Below are 15,506 nucleotides of genomic sequence, written 5' to 3'. Positions count from 1 at the left end.
GTGTAAACGATACCGATTATCATTATCGCTGCGGAAAAAACAAGTTACTGGCGGAGATAATTTCATCTTTGGGTGATTTATCTTTGTAACAAAAAAAGCCCGCTCCTTTCGGGACGGGCTTTCATTATTAACGCTTCGCTTATTTGGTCTGGAACTCCGCTTCTGCGGCGGCAAAGCGCTGCTGCGCTTCGGCTGAGGGTTCACGTCCCATCAGGCTGAAGACCACAATCGCGATGCTGGCAAAAATGAAGCCTGGGATGATTTCATACAGTCCCAGCCAGCCATACTGTTTCCATACCAGTACGGTCAGCGCACCAATAATCATCCCCGCCAGCGCACCGTTACGGTTCATACGCTTCCAGCAGACGCCAAACAGCACCACCGGACCAAACGCTGCGCCAAAGCCCGCCCAGGCGTAGCTTACCAGGCCCAGCACGCGGTTTTCCGGATTAGCCGCCAGCGCAATCGCAATCAGCGCCACCAGCAGCACCATCAGACGCCCTACCCATACCAGCTCTTTCTGACTGGCATTTTTGCGCAGGAAGCCTTTATAGAGGTCTTCGGTCAGGGCGCTGGAGCAGACCAGCAGCTGACAGCTCAGCGTGGACATCACGGCTGCCAGAATGGCTGAAAGCAGAATGCCGGCAATCCACGGGTTGAACAGAATGCGCGCCAGCTCGATAAAGACGCGCTCAGCGTTGTCATTGACGCCAGTTGCCAGGGTCGGGTTGTTCTGGAAGTAGGCAATACCAAAGAAGCCAACTGCCACCGCGCCAGCCAGACAGAGCACCATCCACGCCATACCGATACGACGTGCGGTGCGAATAGAGCGATGCGAATCTGCCGCCATAAAGCGCGCCAGAATATGGGGTTGCCCGAAGTAGCCCAGACCCCAGCCGAGCAGGGATATGACCGCGACGAAGTTCAGTCCTTTTAGCATGTCAAGGTTTTCAAGGCTTTTCGCCTCAATCACCGTCAGCGAATCGGACCAGCCGCCTACTGCGATAATGACAAACACCGGTGTCAGGATCAGCGCAAAAATCATCAGGCCTGCCTGAACGGTATCGGTCCAGCTCACCGCCAGGAAACCGCCCACCAGCGTATAAAGAATGGTCGCTGCTGCACCCGCCCACAGAGCCGTCTGGTAGTCCATACCAAAGGTGCTTTCAAACAGTCGCGCACCGGCCACCACGCCCGAGGCGCAGTAGATGGTGAAGAACACCAGGATGACGATGGCGGAAATCACGCGCAGGATTTTACTGTGGTCTTCAAAGCGGCTGGTAAAGAAGTCCGGCAGCGTCAGGGCATTGTTGTGATGCTCGGTCTGAACACGGAGGCGACCGGCCACGATTTTCCAGTTCAGCCAGGCACCGATCGTCAGACCAATTGCAATCCAGCTCTCAGAGATACCGGAAATGAAGATAGCACCCGGTAAGCCCATCAGCAGCCAGCCGCTCATATCGGATGCACCGGCAGAGAGTGCCGTAACCACACTACCCAGACTGCGGCCACCCAGGATGTAGTCATCGAAGTTTTTGGTCGAGCGATAAGCCGCAAAACCGATTAATACCATCCCAAGAATATAAACCACAAAGGTCACCAGCAAAGGTGTACTTATACTCATCTGTCTCTCCACTTATTATTTGATATCCCAGAGAAATCGCCAGCTACCCGCCTGCCGGAACGGGGCAAAGCGGGTCGATTTTCTTCGTCAGGGCGTCACTCATTTCCCAGCGGCGCGGTATCCTGCCGGAAAGGCGTTCCGCGCACAATGGATTTAACACAGGCGTTACAGTGATTTCACTAACCGTTTGTGAAAACATGCTGAGAGGTTGCACTCGCTCACAGTTATCCGGTTGCACCTCTGCATAACCGGCCGTAAACCCGCTTTTTATCGGGCCTGCCGGCCTGGCGAGGATCTTGCAGCAATATCCGTGCCGCATTGCGGGATTTAACAATTGCCGATGTAATAAGGGTGTTAACTGGCTCACATTTAACACGGTTGCACAAAGTTGCAACTTAAGTGATAGTGCAGCCAACGCCATATCGAACCACAATCAAGGAGCTCTGGAGTCATGGCTACAACCACCATGGGTGTGAAACTGGATGACGCGACACGCGAGCGCATTAAACTGGCTGCGCAGCGTATTGATCGCACGCCACACTGGCTGATTAAACAGGCGGTCTTTAACTATCTGAACCAGCTGGAGAGCGGCGACGCCGTGCCGGAGATTCCGCTTTCTGCTCAGACGGCTGCGGAGTCCGACGACACTCAGCCAGAAGAGACGCACCAGCCGTTCCTTGACTTTGCAGAGCAGATTTTACCTCAGTCGGTGACGCGTTCAGCAGTGACCGCTGCCTGGCGTCGTCCGGAGACCGATGCGGTTCCAATGATGCTGGAGCAGGCACGCTTACCGGCAGCGCTGGCAGAGAAAACCCATCACCTGGCTTATCAGCTCGCCGACAAGCTGCGGCACCAGAAAGGTGCAACCGGACGCGCCGGTATGGTGCAAAGCCTGCTTCAGGAGTTCTCTCTTTCTTCACATGAAGGCGTGGCGCTGATGTGCCTTGCAGAGGCGCTGCTGCGTATTCCTGACAAGCCAACGCGCGATGCACTCATCCGCGACAAGATCAGCAACGGCAACTGGCAGTCGCATCTGGGCCGCAGCCCGTCGCTGTTTGTCAACGCCGCGACCTGGGGCCTGCTGTTTACCGGCCGTCTGGTCTCGACCCACAATGAGGCGAATCTTTCCAGCTCGCTCAACCGCATCATCGGTAAGGGCGGCGAGCCCCTGATCCGCAAAGGCGTGGATATGGCGATGCGTCTGATGGGTGAGCAGTTCGTCACCGGTGAAACCATTGCTGAAGCGCTGGCGAACGCCCGCAAGCTGGAAGAGAAAGGCTTCCGTTACTCTTACGATATGCTGGGCGAAGCGGCCCTGACCGCAGGCGATGCCAAAGCCTATCTGCTCTCTTATCAGCAGGCGATTCACGCCATCGGTAAAGCGTCGAATGGTCGTGGCATTTATGAAGGCCCGGGCATCTCCATCAAACTCTCAGCGCTGCACCCCCGCTACAGCCGCGCGCAGTATGAGCGGGTGATGGAAGAGCTCTACCCTATTCTGAAATCGCTGACGCTGCTGGCCCGCTCTTATGACATCGGCATCAACATCGACGCAGAAGAAGCCGACAGGCTGGAGCTGTCGCAGGATTTACTGGAGAAACTCTGCTTCGAGCCAGAACTGGAAGGCTGGAACGGCATCGGCTTCGTAATTCAGGCTTACATGAAACGCTGTCCGTTTGTGATCGATGAGCTGATCGACCTCGCTCAGCGCAGCCGCCGTCGTCTGATGATCCGTCTGGTGAAAGGCGCGTACTGGGACAGCGAAATTAAGCGCGCCCAGATGGAAGGTCTGGAAGGCTACCCGGTTTATACCCGCAAAGTTTACACCGATATCTCTTACCTTGCCTGCGCCCGCAAACTGCTCTCTGTTCCCAGCCAGATCTATCCGCAGTTTGCTACACACAACGCCCACACCCTGGCCGCGATTTATCAGCTGGCAGGCAATAACTACTATCCGGGTCAGTATGAGTTCCAGTGTCTGCACGGTATGGGTGAACCGCTGTATGAGCAGGTGGTTGGCAAAGTCGCTGACGGTAAGCTGAATCGCCCCTGCCGTATCTATGCGCCGGTTGGCACCCATGAAACCCTGCTGGCCTATCTGGTGCGCCGCCTGCTGGAAAACGGAGCCAACACCTCTTTTGTTAACCGCATTGCCGATACCTCGCTACCGATTGATGAGCTGGTAGCCGATCCGGTGACTGCCGTGGAAAAACTGGGTGCCAGTGAAGGCGCCATTGGCCTGCCTCATCCGAAGATCCCCCTGCCGCGTGAGCTATATGGCGAGAACCGCGTCAACTCAGCAGGTCTGGATATGGCTAACGAGCACCGTCTCGCCTCACTCTCCAGCGCCCTGCTGAGCAGTGCTGCACAGCCCTGCCAGGCCGAGCCGATGATCGACGGTGAAGCGGGTGCGGGTGAGTTGCGCGACGTTATGAACCCGGCGGCACCAAACGATCGGGTGGGTCAGGTTCGTGAAGCCACAGAGCAGGAAGTCTCACGAGCACTGGATGCCGCGGTGAACAGCGGGACGATCTGGTTTGCCACCCCGCCGCAGGAGCGTGCGGCGATTCTGGAACGCGCCGCACAGATTATGGAAGGCCAGATGCAGCAGCTGCTTGGCATTCTGGTGCGTGAAGCAGGCAAGACCTATAACAACGCCATCGCGGAAGTGCGAGAAGCGGTTGATTTCCTCTATTACTACGCCGGAATGGTGCGCGACGATTTCGACAACGAAACCCATCGTCCGCTGGGTCCGGTAGTCTGCATCAGCCCATGGAACTTCCCGCTGGCGATCTTTACCGGTCAGATTGCGGCCGCACTGGCAGCAGGTAACAGCGTGCTGGCTAAACCGGCTGAGCAGACACCGCTGATTGCCGCACAGGCGGTTCAGATCCTGCTGGATGCAGGTGTACCGCGGGGCGTGCTGCAACTGCTGCCGGGTCAGGGGGAAACCGTGGGTGCGCAGCTGACGGGTGACAATCGGGTCCGTGGCGTGATGTTTACCGGCTCAACCGCCGTCGCGACCTTGCTGCAGCGGAACCTGGCCGGTCGCCTTGATCAACACGGTCGTCCGGTGCCGCTGATTGCGGAGACCGGCGGGATGAACGCGATGATCGTTGACTCCTCCGCGCTGACTGAGCAGGTGGTGATTGATATCGTCGCGTCAGCCTTCGACAGTGCCGGACAGCGCTGCTCAGCCCTGCGCCTGCTCTGCATTCAGGAAGATGTCGCCGACCATACGCTGAAGATGCTGCGCGGCGCGATGGCGGAGTGCCGTATGGGCAATCCGGAGCGCTTATCTACCGACATCGGCCCGGTGATTGATGCCGAGGCAAAAGCCAATATCGATCGCCATATTCAGGCGATGCGCAACAAGGGCTTCACAGTTTATCAGGCGGTGCAGGATAACCCGCAGGACAGCAAAGAGTGGACCAGCGGCACCTTTGTTAAACCGACGCTGATTGAGCTGAATCAGGTCAGCGATTTGGATAAAGAGATTTTTGGACCGGTGCTGCATGTAGTGCGCTTCACCCGCAGCAGCCTGCCGAACCTGATTGAACAGATTAACGCCTCCGGCTATGGCCTGACGCTGGGTGTGCATACCCGCATCGACGAGACCATTGCACAGGTTACGGCCAACGCCCGTGTCGGTAACCTCTACGTTAACCGCAATATGGTAGGCGCGGTAGTCGGCGTCCAGCCGTTTGGTGGCGAAGGCTTATCCGGAACCGGTCCGAAAGCCGGCGGTCCGCTCTATCTCTACCGCCTGCTGGCGAATCGTCCGGATGGCGCGCTGCGTCTGACCTTTGATCGTCAGGATGCCGATCGACCGGCAGACAACACGCTGCGTCAGTCTCTGCTGGCACCGCATCAGGCGCTGAGCAACTGGGCGAAAGATAAGCCTGAACTGGCTGAACTCTGCCAGCACTATGGCGAGCTGGCCCAGGCGGGCGTGGTCCGTCTGTTGCCTGGCCCGACCGGCGAGCGTAACACCTTCTCATTGCTGCCGCGCGCTCTGGTGCTTTGTCTGGCTGACAATGAGCAGGATGCGTTAATCCAGCTGGCTGCTGTGACCAGCGTCGGCAGTAAAGCGCTGTGGCAGGATGATGAGCTGCATCGTGCCCTGCGGGCCTCGCTGCCTGACGCCGTGAAAACGCGCATCACGCTGGCACGTGACCCGTTAGCGGCAGAGTTTGATGCGGTAATCTATCACGGCGATGCCGATCAGCTGCGCACCCTGTGCGAACAGATCGCAGCGCGTGACGGCGCAATTGTCTCAGTGCAGGGCTTTGCGCGCGGCGAGACCAATCTGCTGCTTGAGCGTCTGCTGATTGAGCGCTCGCTGAGTGTTAATACCGCGGCGGCGGGTGGTAATGCGAGTCTGATGACCATTGGGTAAGAGGCGTTCGCCGGAGAATGTTCGCTGCGCGAACGGGCTCTGAGAGGGGGTTCGTTCGCCTGGCAGGCTGGCATGTCCGTGATGTTCGCTATGCGAACGGGCGCTGAGAGGGGTTTCGTTCGCCTGAGCAGTTGGGCAGTTTCAGACTCGCCTCTGCAGGCGACCGACAAGGGGCGCCAGTCGCCGCGCCCCTTGACCCCCGGCTCCGGCCTGCTTCACCGCCGCTTCGCGGTACCTTCGCTTCTTCCGGATTTCTCACGGACCGCCGGGACGCGCCATCCCTGGTGCGAACCCGCCTCTTCGCGACATCCCTGTCGCTCGTCCTGAAATCCCTCATCCGCTCAGCGGTTCTGACGGCCTCCCTGACCCCCCTGCTATTATCTCTTCTTTCTGTGTTGGGTACTTTATCGCTGTGGGTTTTTGGCTTTGGCTTTCAGTTCAGCAGACAACACAGCATCATAATTAACACAAAGAAATTACAGGGGGGGTTGTCAGAGGCATCCGAAGCGCTGAGGAACAACCGGAGGCCAGGATGAGCCGACAGGACGTCGGCGAAAGGACGGTTCGCGCCAGTGACGGCGCGTCCGGACGGTCCGTCGGCCGCAGGGCGTGACGAGGGTACCCCGCAAAGCGGGGCGCGCAGGCTGCCGGACGCCGGGATTGTTAAGGGACGGGCGTCTGCCCCTTAACACGTCCGCCTGCACGGGCACCCTGAAACTCCCCACCGCCTGGCGGGCGTAACCTTCTCAGAGCCCGCCCGCAGCAACGCGAAACTCACCCGCTATGCGCCCGCTTAACCAATGTCGGGAACACAAACAGCGACTGTCCCACCCCGCGATTGGTCAGCGACCAGATCGCCACTGAGCAGAGCGAACAAAGCCCCACGATAGCCACCGGATAGAAACAGGCCCACAGGAACGAAAACCACGCATGCTCAAACAGATGATGCCGCTGCGCGAACAGAATGGCCGACATCCCAAAGAACTCGATGAAAATACGGTGGATGACGTAAATCTGCAGTGTATTGCGCCCGACCCAGTTGAGATAGCGCATGCTGAAATGCTGATTCAGCCAGCGGCAGGAAGCGATGCTGAACAACACCGCCAGCACACACAGGAACAGGCTCTTATCCAGTCCGAATATCACATGAACGCCGGCGACCGCGGCAAGTAGCGCCCAGGGCACCAGGTTCTCCCGCCGCCATTCACTCAGGCGCAGCATAGCCTGGCTCCAGAATGCCCCTAACAGGAAGAACAGGAAATATTGTGCCAGGCTCTGCGGTCCCCAGAACGGAATCACTTTTTCGACCGCCAGATAATTCAGCAGAATCGCCACCGCCACCAGGGCCAGCTTATATTGACGGAAAATTTTGGCGCAGAGGAAATAGAGTCCCAGCCCATAGAGATACCACGAGGTACTCATGGCCATAAAGGTCAGCTTGAGAAATTCAAACAGCGAACCGGCATAGGCAGCATTCAGATTCTGCGAAATGCGCTGGCCGGTAATTTCAGTGGAGATGCCAATAATCGACCACCACTGAATAAACCCCCACAGAATATAGAGATAAAAGAGATTGGTGATGCGACTGGTAAAGACCTGTTTCCAGGGGCGGTTGAGAATACCATTGGTCGCCAGCAAGCCCGACACAAAGAAAAAGGCGGGCATACGCAGCGGCGACAGGACCGTATTAAACTGTATCCATACTTCAGCAGGGATCCATCCGGCAGAGAGATATTTCATCGTCCCTTCAAAACCCGGCAACACCGTGTGGTACAGGACCACCAGCAATATGCAGGCGCCCTTCAGGGTATCTACCCACAATATCTGGTCTGACTTAGTCTGGCTCATTCAATGACTCCTGCTATGTAGGTCAGAATGCTGGAAAGTAAAAGCGAGGAAATCAGCATTGCTTTTATAATTATCCAGCGATTATTCGCCATTAAACGGATGATGAATGTAGCGAAACTCCTAAAAGCCGCCGGGTGGCCCTGATGCCACAGTTATTTACTCAGCAGAACGTTTTCTTACACTTATTAATCAGCATGCAAACATGCTAATTATCAGCGCCACAGCCACGCTAAAGGGTAATACCGTTTCATATTGCAGGGAATATAAATAAGAGAATGCGGTATCGGTTAAAACCATTAAATATCCGATGAAAGGAAAAGATTTGTCAGATGTGGCAAAAGGTTTAACGGCTAAATAATAGGTTGTGATATTACAGCGCGTATTATGCTGACAGCCGCCCGTTATCTTTTGAAAAATGAGATTATTAAGGCGGTTAAAACTGCCTTCCCGGGAAGGCAGTGAGGTTACTGACTAAGGAACTTATCGAGGAACTGACGGGTTCGCGGCTGCTGAGGATTACTGAACAACGCTTTCGCGTCGCCCTGCTCCACAATGCGCCCCTGATCCATAAAAATAGCGCGGTCAGCGACGTCGCGGGCAAAGCTCATCTCATGCGTGACAATAACCATGGTGCGTTTCTCTTCAGCCAGTGCGCGAATAGTGCTGAGCACCTCACCCACCAGCTCCGGATCCAGCGCCGAGGTCGGTTCATCAAACAGGATCACTTCTGGCCGCATTGCCAGCGCACGCGCGATCGCCACGCGCTGCTGCTGTCCACCCGACAGACGACGCGGATAGCTCTCTTCCTTGCCGTGCAGCCCGACCTTCTCCAGTAGTGTACGGGCGCGGGCTATCGCATCCGCTTTCGCTTCGCCTTTAACGATAACCGGCCCTTCAATGATGTTCTCCATCACCGAACGATGGGGAAACAGATTGAAGTTCTGGAAAACAAACCCGACCTGCTGACGCAGACGACGCACCTGCTCTTTCTGCTTACTCTGTGCCAGCGCCGCATCCACGGTAATCTCCCCGACGCGGATGGTGCCGCTGTCCGGCACTTCCAGCAGGTTGATACTGCGCAGCAACGTGGTTTTACCCGAGCCGCTGGGACCGATAATCGCAACCACTTCACCGGCGGCCACATCAAGGTCGATATCGTGCAACACCCTCTGGCCGTTAAAAGATTTCACCAGCTTTCTGACTTCGATGGCGCTCATTTCGACTCCGAATCCTGACGATTAACATGCTGTTCCAGCCGGTTCTGCAACGCAGATAACACTGTTGCCATCACCCAGTAAATCAGCGAGGCCGCCAGATACATGGTAAAAACTTCCAGCGTGCGCGAGGTGATCAGCTGCGCCTGGCGGAACAGTTCCGGCACCTGAATCGTCGCCGCCAGCGAGGTATCTTTCACCAGGCTGATAAAGCTGTTACCCAGCGGAGGCAGCGCGGTGCGCGCAGCCTGCGGCAGGATCACCCGACGCAGGGTCTGCCAGCGGGTCATGCCGATACTCGCCGCCGCTTCCCACTGGCCGCGCTCGATCGATGCAATTGCGCCACGCAGTGACTCAGAGGCATACGCAGCAGTGTTCAGGGAAAGACCAATCATCGCAGAGGGGATCGGATCCAGCTCAATGCCAAACTGCGGCAGGCCGTAGTAGATCATAAACAGCTGGGCGATCAGCGGGGTACCACGGAAAATCGAGACATAAATCCGCGCCAGCCAGCGAATCGGCCAGAAGCGTGACAGACGCATCAGCGCCAGAATAAAGCCCAGCAGCAGACCGAAGAACATGCCGCCGATGCTGAGCTGCAGCGTAAATAGCGCGCCCTTTAATAAAAAAGGTGCTGAATCCAGCACCAGTTGAAGACTTTCCTGCATTATTTCGTCACGTCCGCGCCAAACCATTTCTGAGACAGCTTGCTCAGCGAGCCATCTTTCTGCATATCAGCAATGGCCTGGTCGATCGCCTTCAGCAGATCGTCGTTGCCTTTACGCACTGCGACGCCCGATTCCTGACGGGAGAAGGCATCACCCGCAACCGCCATGGTATCGCCGGTTTTCCTGACCAGATCCAGCGCGGCCAGACGGTCAACCAGAATGGCATTCAGACGACCAGAGCGCAGATCCTGATATTTCGTCGGGTCATCATCATAGGTACGGATGTCCACGCCTTTCACGTTCTCACGCAGCCACTGCTCGTAGTTAGTGCCGAGACCCACGCCCACTTTCTTGCCCGCCAGATCGGCCGGTTTAGTGATGGTGCCCGCGCTGGCTTTCATCGTCAGCGCCTGAATGCCGGAGACGGTATATGGCGTTGAGAAGTCATACTTCTTCTTACGCTCATCAGAGATGGTGACCTGGTTGATGACGACATCAATGCGCTTCGCGTCGAGTGAGGCCAGCATGCCGTCCCATTTGGTCGGTTTCAGGCTCGCCTTAACACCCATGTGCTGCGCCAGCTGTTCCGCGAATTCCACTTCAAAGCCGGTCAGCTTGCCCTTTTCATCCTGGAAACTGAATGGCGGATAGGTGCCTTCCAGGCCCACCAGCAGCGTGCCGCGCTCTTTGATTTTGTTCAGCAGGTTTTCGGCTGCAAAAGTTTTAACGTTGACGCCTGCGATCAGCGCCATAGCCATGACGCCCATCACCATCTGACGACCTGTACGAGAAAAGGACATATTCACCCCATTATTGACAGTATTGTGTGTGTGTTCTTATAAGGGCAGCACCGCGAGTTGCTGCCAGTCCAGAATGATAACGCACGGAGTATAACTGTTTTATTCGCTTGTCTCAGACCGAAGGATGATAAGCAAATAACGCCGGTGCGCCGCCCGTATGAATAAACAGCAGCGGGCCTTCACGGCGGAAACGATTCTGGCTGATGCCATCCAGCAATCCGGCCATCGCCTTACCGGTATACACCGGGTCGAGCAGAATGCCTTCCAGCTGCGCTAGCAGTTTCACTGCCGCCATGCCTTCTTCATTGGGCTCACCGTAACGTGGCGCAAAATAGTCATCCCACAGCGTGATCGGTGCCGTGGCCTGCACTTCCAGCGTCTCCGCCAGCGACTGACGTAAACGATCTACCAGCGGCAACTGCGCGTCGACCTGACGTGAAACGGTGATGCCGACCAGCTCAGTTTCTGGCAACAGATGCTCCAGGCCTACCGCCAGTCCGGCATGAGTGCCGGCACTGCCCGAGGCGACAACCACGGCGGCGAAATCGACCACGCCTTCGCTCTGATGGGCGATCTCCTGCGCGCACTCTACATAGCCTAGTGCACCCAGCGCATTGGAGCCGCCGACCGGCACAATGTAAGGGCGGAATCCCTGCGCTTCCAGACGCGTGGCCTCTTCTGCCAGCTGTTCAGTGGGGTTGTGCAATGCATCAACCGTAATCACTTCCGCGTCCATCAGGTCCAGCAACAGACGGTTGCCGTTGCTCAGGTAGTTTTCAGCACGGGTGCCAATCGGGTTTTCCAGCAGCGCCACACACTTCAGGCCAAGCCGGGCCGCGACGGCCGCCGTCTGACGTACATGGTTAGACTGGATTGCGCCGGCGGTCAGCAGCACGTCTGCGCCTTCGCGCAGCGCATCAGCTGCCAGGAACTCCAGCTTGCGCAGCTTGTTGCCGCCCATCGCTACCGGCGTGAAGTCATCACGTTTAATGAAAATATCGCGACCCAGATAGTCGGAAAGGCGTGGCAGATGTTCTAATGGTGTGGGTGCGCCAAGCAGTTCAAGACGCGGGAAGTGATGTAACAGATGTAAAGACAATGCTGCCTCCGGTCGGGCATGTAAATTATCCTTACAGTGTTGCAGAAGATGCGAAAAGGATCACTCTGATTCAGGTGACAGTAGATGCGGTAATAAAAAGACGAGAAGAAAGAAGCGCCGTGCTCCCCCTTCCCTTTACCCGGCTGACGGGTAAGAGATAACGTGCCAGGGGCACGCGGGGGAGCAATCGGTGCAGAACAGGCTTACGCCTGCTGCCAGCCCAGGAACTGATCGTACTTGCGCAGCGCGATACGGTAATTGTTATTACCGGCATCGGGCAGATCGCTTTCCAGACACTGATGCCAGCTATTTCCTTTTAGCTTTTCGGCCGGGAAATTTTTGGCTTTCAGCATCTCATCCAGTCGACGCAGACGCACCACATATTCACGAATCGTGCTGGGGCTCATCTCTGTCTGTTCAAACAAATATTGTTTAAACGCCATAATGTCGAAGTAATTAGGATGGGTATTACAAAAAATATCACTACAAAAACGACAAAGCGCGGTCAGTTCGGGCTGAAGTTTCAGCCACAGCTGCTCATCAATCATCTGGTCCATCCGTGCGATGGCCTCTTTATTAATGATCTGGCCACGAAAAACGAGCGCCATTCGATCTAATACCTTGCCACAGTGTGAACAGTTGCTCTGGCTGTGTTTATAGTCTTTAAGATAACGACTTAACGGTCTGGCCTTGGTCTTGGCTCCCATTACTGAGTCCCCGGTTTCTTATAATTTTGAATCGCCAGGAACTGATACTGCTAGCGCGCTCCCGCAAGTCGGGCCCGCAGGCGTTTAATCGCCTGACTGTGCAGCTGGCTGACACGGGATTCACCCACATCAAGTACTGCACCAATCTCTTTCAGGTTCAGTTCTTCCTGGTAGTACAGTGTCAGCACCATCTTTTCACGATCCGGTAACGCTTCGATCGCTTCAATGACGCGCTCACGCAGACTCCCTTCAAGCAACTGGTGAAGCGGATTAGCCTCTTCATGGCCTTCCGTCACCAGCTCCGCGCTGTCGCCGTGCTCTTCCCGATACTCGTCGTAGGAGAAGAGTTGACTATTGTTGGTGTCCAGCAGGATCTGCCGGTACTCCTCCATGGAAACATTCAGCTGCTGCGCCACTTCCTGCTCGGAAGCAGAGCGCCCCAGCGACTGTTCCACTCTGTGCATTGCGCCCGCCACTTCACGTGCGTTACGCCGCACGCTGCGTGGTGCCCAGTCCCGACTGCGAAGCTCGTCGAGCATAGCGCCACGAATACGCTGCACGGCGTAGGTGGTGAAAGCTGTGCCCTGAAGCGCGTCGTAACGCTCTACGGCATTTAACAGCCCTATTCCACCTGCCTGCAGCAAGTCGTCAAGCTCAACGCTGGCCGGCAGGCGAACCTGCAGACGCAACGCTTCATGGCGCACCAGCGGCACGTAGCGCTGCCAGAGCGAATGCTTGTCCATCACGCCTTCGGCGGTATAGAAATCGTTCACGTTGACTACCCTGCGTTAATGAAGTTATCGGCATGATTATGCAATTCTGTAGCGTTTTCGATTGGCTGAATAGGCGGGGTAAAACGAGGCTATTTGATTTTTGTTAAGTCAGCGTGCAGTTATTTCTGCACGCTTCCTGAAATTAACGACGGGTGCGCAGCCGTTGCCGCGTGGCGGGCGGCACCGCGGCCCACAAACTGCAGACACGACCCTCCAGCTCCTGATACCAGGGCGCAATGTGCTGCCGCGCCTCCTCGCCAGGGTGAACCTGAATCGTTCCTGATTCAGCATCAATGCTAATCAGTCGGTTAATAAATAGCCGCTGTAAATCACTGCGTAAAAAGAGGCCATTATCGATGCTGTTGTCTGCCAGTATGCCGTCATCGCCCTCCTGCGTGTCAATATGGCAGGCTTCAACCCACGGCCAGTTGTGCCGGTCGGTCAGCTCGGTGCCGGTCATCACACAGGCACCGTAGCGCGCTTTGACACCGGCGCTGAATTCCGCCTGGCTGGCACGCTGCAGCACCCGTGCTTTGACGCGACGCCCCACTTCAGTGCCTGGCATCACCGCTGCAGGGACTTTGTGCTGCGGCGTACTGAGCACCACGATGAACTGAATACGCTGCGACTGCGGAAAACAGGGGTCCGCCTGCGGATTAAAGAGCTGCCAGTAGATGTCTTCATCATCCTGATGCATCAGCACCAGTTTGTAGCCGCGACTGTTTAACAGATTCTGTGCCGTGGCCGATTGTGGATCGATCATCGCGAAGACCTGACTGCTGCCCATCACTTTCCACAGGTTGTCGCGCTTCTCGTTGTCGCTGCGACGGAAATAGAGGAAAGAAAGATTCTGCTTAAGGTAGTGCTCAAACCGGCGCAGATAATTCTTACGCTCGTTGTCATGAGAGATGAACAGGAGATCTTCCAGCGGACTGTTGCTCTCTTCACGCGCGAACACCGCACGGATTTTCAGTGTGCGCAGGCCGGTTGACGGACTCAGCAAGGCGCGCGCCGTCAGCTCTTTATCATCAGGATATTGCAGCGCATAACGCCGGGCGATCTCGTCAAAGGTCAGCTGCTCGCCCGGTAAAAGGTCATAATTGAAGCGCATAGACACTCCACAAAGTTAAAATCAAAAATGATGTTGTTCTGTAGAGAGTTATCGGCAGGCTGAGGGGGAACTGTAACGGGCTAATGGATTCTCGTGGGCTGCCTTCGCGCCCGTGCCATATTAGTCTGGTGGATGCTATATCTTATGACTGGCATCGGCTTTAACATCGACGATGCGATGAAGCAGAGGGAGCACAGCCTGTCGATAGCGATGACGCAGTCTGAGGCGGAGCGGTCGATTTGCCATTAGCATCGTCCAGATATCGCGTTTTTGCTGGTTATGCTGGTTATGCTGAGCAATATCGTTAAATGCTGGCTGGGGGTCTGCTGCGCCAGATCATGCAGCATCACCGGTGCGGGCTGCACCGCCAGTAGCTTTATGGCTACATACTCTTCAAACAGGCACCCTTTATTGGCACCCCTCCATACCGGATAGAGCAGTTTAAGCAGCCGTGTCGCGGCCACCAGATTGATGACATATGCGTGTGCAGTAGTGGCGCTGTAAACCGGATAGCGGTGCGCAGTTTCCATAACTTTAGTAATCTTTATATCAACGTATCTGTTAACGCGCGAGAGCAGCACCAGCGACGGACTTTTTTTGGATAGCTGCATTGCCGGAGTGGATATTACCGCAGGGAATTCTGGAGTTAATAAGGCATCATTTTCCAGAGTCCGCGCCTGTGATTTTTCTTCATCCTTCATTTTCCGACAAATAGCGAGAAAGCTTAATGCACACCCTATTTCACCCGGTTAGAACGCATAATTAACCGCACGGGTATGCTGTGCAATTTCCGCTTCAGTTAATGCATAGCCATTGACGGCGCTAATAAATTCGCAGTCAGGTCCGGCGGCGTCGCACTGCACAGCAATAGTGGCGCCACGGCCGGTTGATGAGGCGGGGTTAATGATAAAAATTTTCATGCAGGTATCAGACTTTCATCCATAAATGTCAGGCCGAAAAGCATAACCGTTGCAATATTTCATGCGGTTCAAAACAGGCGAAATGATACAAGACTGCCCTTTTTTCACTTCATAATGGCAATTGATCCTATAAGAATATTAATACAATGTAAGCAAAGTGTTTAATTTTGTCGGATTCAGGAAATACAGGCTGTACTTAATGAGAAAAGGGTTTGGAGAAAGGCGGATTTTAATTTCCCCCTGATGTGAAGCGCAATATTTCAATAGCAGTGAGATCAGAATGCGAAAGAAGATCATCATACGCAATAACAAGTCATGCTGGCTCAAAGACAGTTGAAGCTAT

Annotated in this window: 12 protein-coding genes; 1 reads left to right on the top strand and 11 read right to left on the bottom strand. The window is 55.5% G+C overall.

Features of this window, described 5'->3' with window-relative positions; translation table 11 throughout:
* Nucleotides 1–139: 139 nt before the first annotated feature.
* Nucleotides 140–1,624 (bottom strand): sodium/proline symporter PutP, encoded by a 1,485-nt coding sequence (putP, locus tag QSK07_RS03250; RefSeq protein WP_285720432.1) that lies wholly within the window; start codon nucleotides 1,622–1,624, stop codon nucleotides 140–142.
* A 451-nt stretch (nucleotides 1,625–2,075) separates the two neighbouring features.
* Between putP and putA the strand changes: the two genes are divergently transcribed.
* Nucleotides 2,076–6,023 (top strand): trifunctional transcriptional regulator/proline dehydrogenase/L-glutamate gamma-semialdehyde dehydrogenase, encoded by a 3,948-nt coding sequence (gene putA, locus QSK07_RS03245; RefSeq protein ID WP_285720431.1) that lies wholly within the window; start codon nucleotides 2,076–2,078, stop codon nucleotides 6,021–6,023.
* 774 nt (nucleotides 6,024–6,797) lie between these two features.
* Here the strand turns inward: putA and QSK07_RS03240 are convergent.
* From QSK07_RS03240 to QSK07_RS03195, 10 genes are all read right to left on the bottom strand, one after another.
* Nucleotides 6,798–7,871, bottom strand: coding sequence for an acyltransferase family protein (locus tag QSK07_RS03240; protein ID WP_285720430.1), 1,074 nt, complete (start codon nucleotides 7,869–7,871; stop codon nucleotides 6,798–6,800).
* A gap of 464 nt (nucleotides 7,872–8,335) precedes the next feature.
* Complete coding sequence (gene tcyN / locus QSK07_RS03235; RefSeq protein ID WP_285720429.1) at nucleotides 8,336–9,088, bottom strand: L-cystine ABC transporter ATP-binding protein TcyN; 753 nt, start codon at nucleotides 9,086–9,088, stop codon at nucleotides 8,336–8,338.
* Nucleotides 9,085–9,753: a cystine ABC transporter permease gene (tcyL, locus tag QSK07_RS03230; RefSeq protein WP_275222486.1), complete on the bottom strand. Its 669-nt coding sequence runs from the start codon at nucleotides 9,751–9,753 to the stop codon at nucleotides 9,085–9,087. Before tcyL ends, tcyN begins: the two co-directional genes overlap by 4 nt.
* The gene (tcyJ, locus tag QSK07_RS03225) at nucleotides 9,753–10,553 is read right to left on the bottom strand and encodes a cystine ABC transporter substrate-binding protein (protein ID WP_098053008.1); all 801 of its coding nucleotides are present in this window, start codon (nucleotides 10,551–10,553) and stop codon (nucleotides 9,753–9,755) included. Before tcyJ ends, tcyL begins: the two co-directional genes overlap by 1 nt.
* A 112-nt stretch (nucleotides 10,554–10,665) precedes the next feature.
* On the bottom strand, nucleotides 10,666–11,652 hold the full coding sequence (locus tag QSK07_RS03220; RefSeq protein WP_098053007.1) for a D-cysteine desulfhydrase: 987 nt from the start codon (nucleotides 11,650–11,652) through the stop codon (nucleotides 10,666–10,668).
* A gap of 203 nt (nucleotides 11,653–11,855) precedes the next feature.
* Complete coding sequence (gene fliZ, locus QSK07_RS03215; RefSeq protein WP_008926851.1) at nucleotides 11,856–12,359, bottom strand: flagella biosynthesis regulatory protein FliZ; 504 nt, start codon at nucleotides 12,357–12,359, stop codon at nucleotides 11,856–11,858.
* A gap of 50 nt (nucleotides 12,360–12,409) precedes the next feature.
* Nucleotides 12,410–13,132 (bottom strand): RNA polymerase sigma factor FliA, encoded by a 723-nt coding sequence (locus tag QSK07_RS03210; RefSeq protein WP_003854529.1) that lies wholly within the window; start codon nucleotides 13,130–13,132, stop codon nucleotides 12,410–12,412.
* A gap of 142 nt (nucleotides 13,133–13,274) precedes the next feature.
* A complete protein-coding gene (locus QSK07_RS03205) occupies nucleotides 13,275–14,243 on the bottom strand; it encodes an HNH endonuclease signature motif containing protein (RefSeq protein WP_275222483.1) in 969 nt (322 codons plus the stop codon).
* Between the two features lie 245 nt (nucleotides 14,244–14,488).
* Complete coding sequence (locus tag QSK07_RS03200; RefSeq protein WP_285720428.1) at nucleotides 14,489–14,944, bottom strand: glycosyltransferase family protein; 456 nt, start codon at nucleotides 14,942–14,944, stop codon at nucleotides 14,489–14,491.
* Nucleotides 14,945–14,992: 48 nt separating this feature from the next.
* Nucleotides 14,993–15,163: a glycosyltransferase family protein gene (locus tag QSK07_RS03195; protein WP_285720427.1), complete on the bottom strand. Its 171-nt coding sequence runs from the start codon at nucleotides 15,161–15,163 to the stop codon at nucleotides 14,993–14,995.
* Nucleotides 15,164–15,506: the final 343 nt, after the last annotated feature.

This window comes from Pantoea sp. QMID4 (assembly GCF_030270445.1).
Taxonomy (GTDB): Bacteria; Pseudomonadota; Gammaproteobacteria; order Enterobacterales; family Enterobacteriaceae; genus Pantoea; species Pantoea vagans.
Note: the sequence above shows the minus strand (reverse complement) of the source record. Positions and strands in the feature narration are given on the sequence as shown.

What these genes read in the sequence shown, in the direction of transcription:
- tcyJ (WP_098053008.1), bottom strand. Translation starts at nt 10,553, where the DNA reads ATGTCCTTTTCTCGTACAGGTCGTCAGATGGTGATGGGCGTCATGGCT.
- putA (WP_285720431.1), top strand. Translation starts at nt 2,076, where the DNA reads ATGGCTACAACCACCATGGGTGTGAAACTGGATGACGCGACACGCGAG.
- tcyN (WP_285720429.1), bottom strand. Translation starts at nt 9,088, where the DNA reads ATGAGCGCCATCGAAGTCAGAAAGCTGGTGAAATCTTTTAACGGCCAG.
- QSK07_RS03195 (WP_285720427.1), bottom strand. Translation starts at nt 15,163, where the DNA reads ATGAAAATTTTTATCATTAACCCCGCCTCATCAACCGGCCGTGGCGCC.
- putP (WP_285720432.1), bottom strand. Translation starts at nt 1,624, where the DNA reads ATGAGTATAAGTACACCTTTGCTGGTGACCTTTGTGGTTTATATTCTT.
- fliZ (WP_008926851.1), bottom strand. Translation starts at nt 12,359, where the DNA reads ATGGGAGCCAAGACCAAGGCCAGACCGTTAAGTCGTTATCTTAAAGAC.
- QSK07_RS03200 (WP_285720428.1), bottom strand. Translation starts at nt 14,944, where the DNA reads ATGAAGGATGAAGAAAAATCACAGGCGCGGACTCTGGAAAATGATGCC.
- tcyL (WP_275222486.1), bottom strand. Translation starts at nt 9,753, where the DNA reads ATGCAGGAAAGTCTTCAACTGGTGCTGGATTCAGCACCTTTTTTATTA.
- QSK07_RS03205 (WP_275222483.1), bottom strand. Translation starts at nt 14,243, where the DNA reads ATGCGCTTCAATTATGACCTTTTACCGGGCGAGCAGCTGACCTTTGAC.
- QSK07_RS03240 (WP_285720430.1), bottom strand. Translation starts at nt 7,871, where the DNA reads ATGAGCCAGACTAAGTCAGACCAGATATTGTGGGTAGATACCCTGAAG.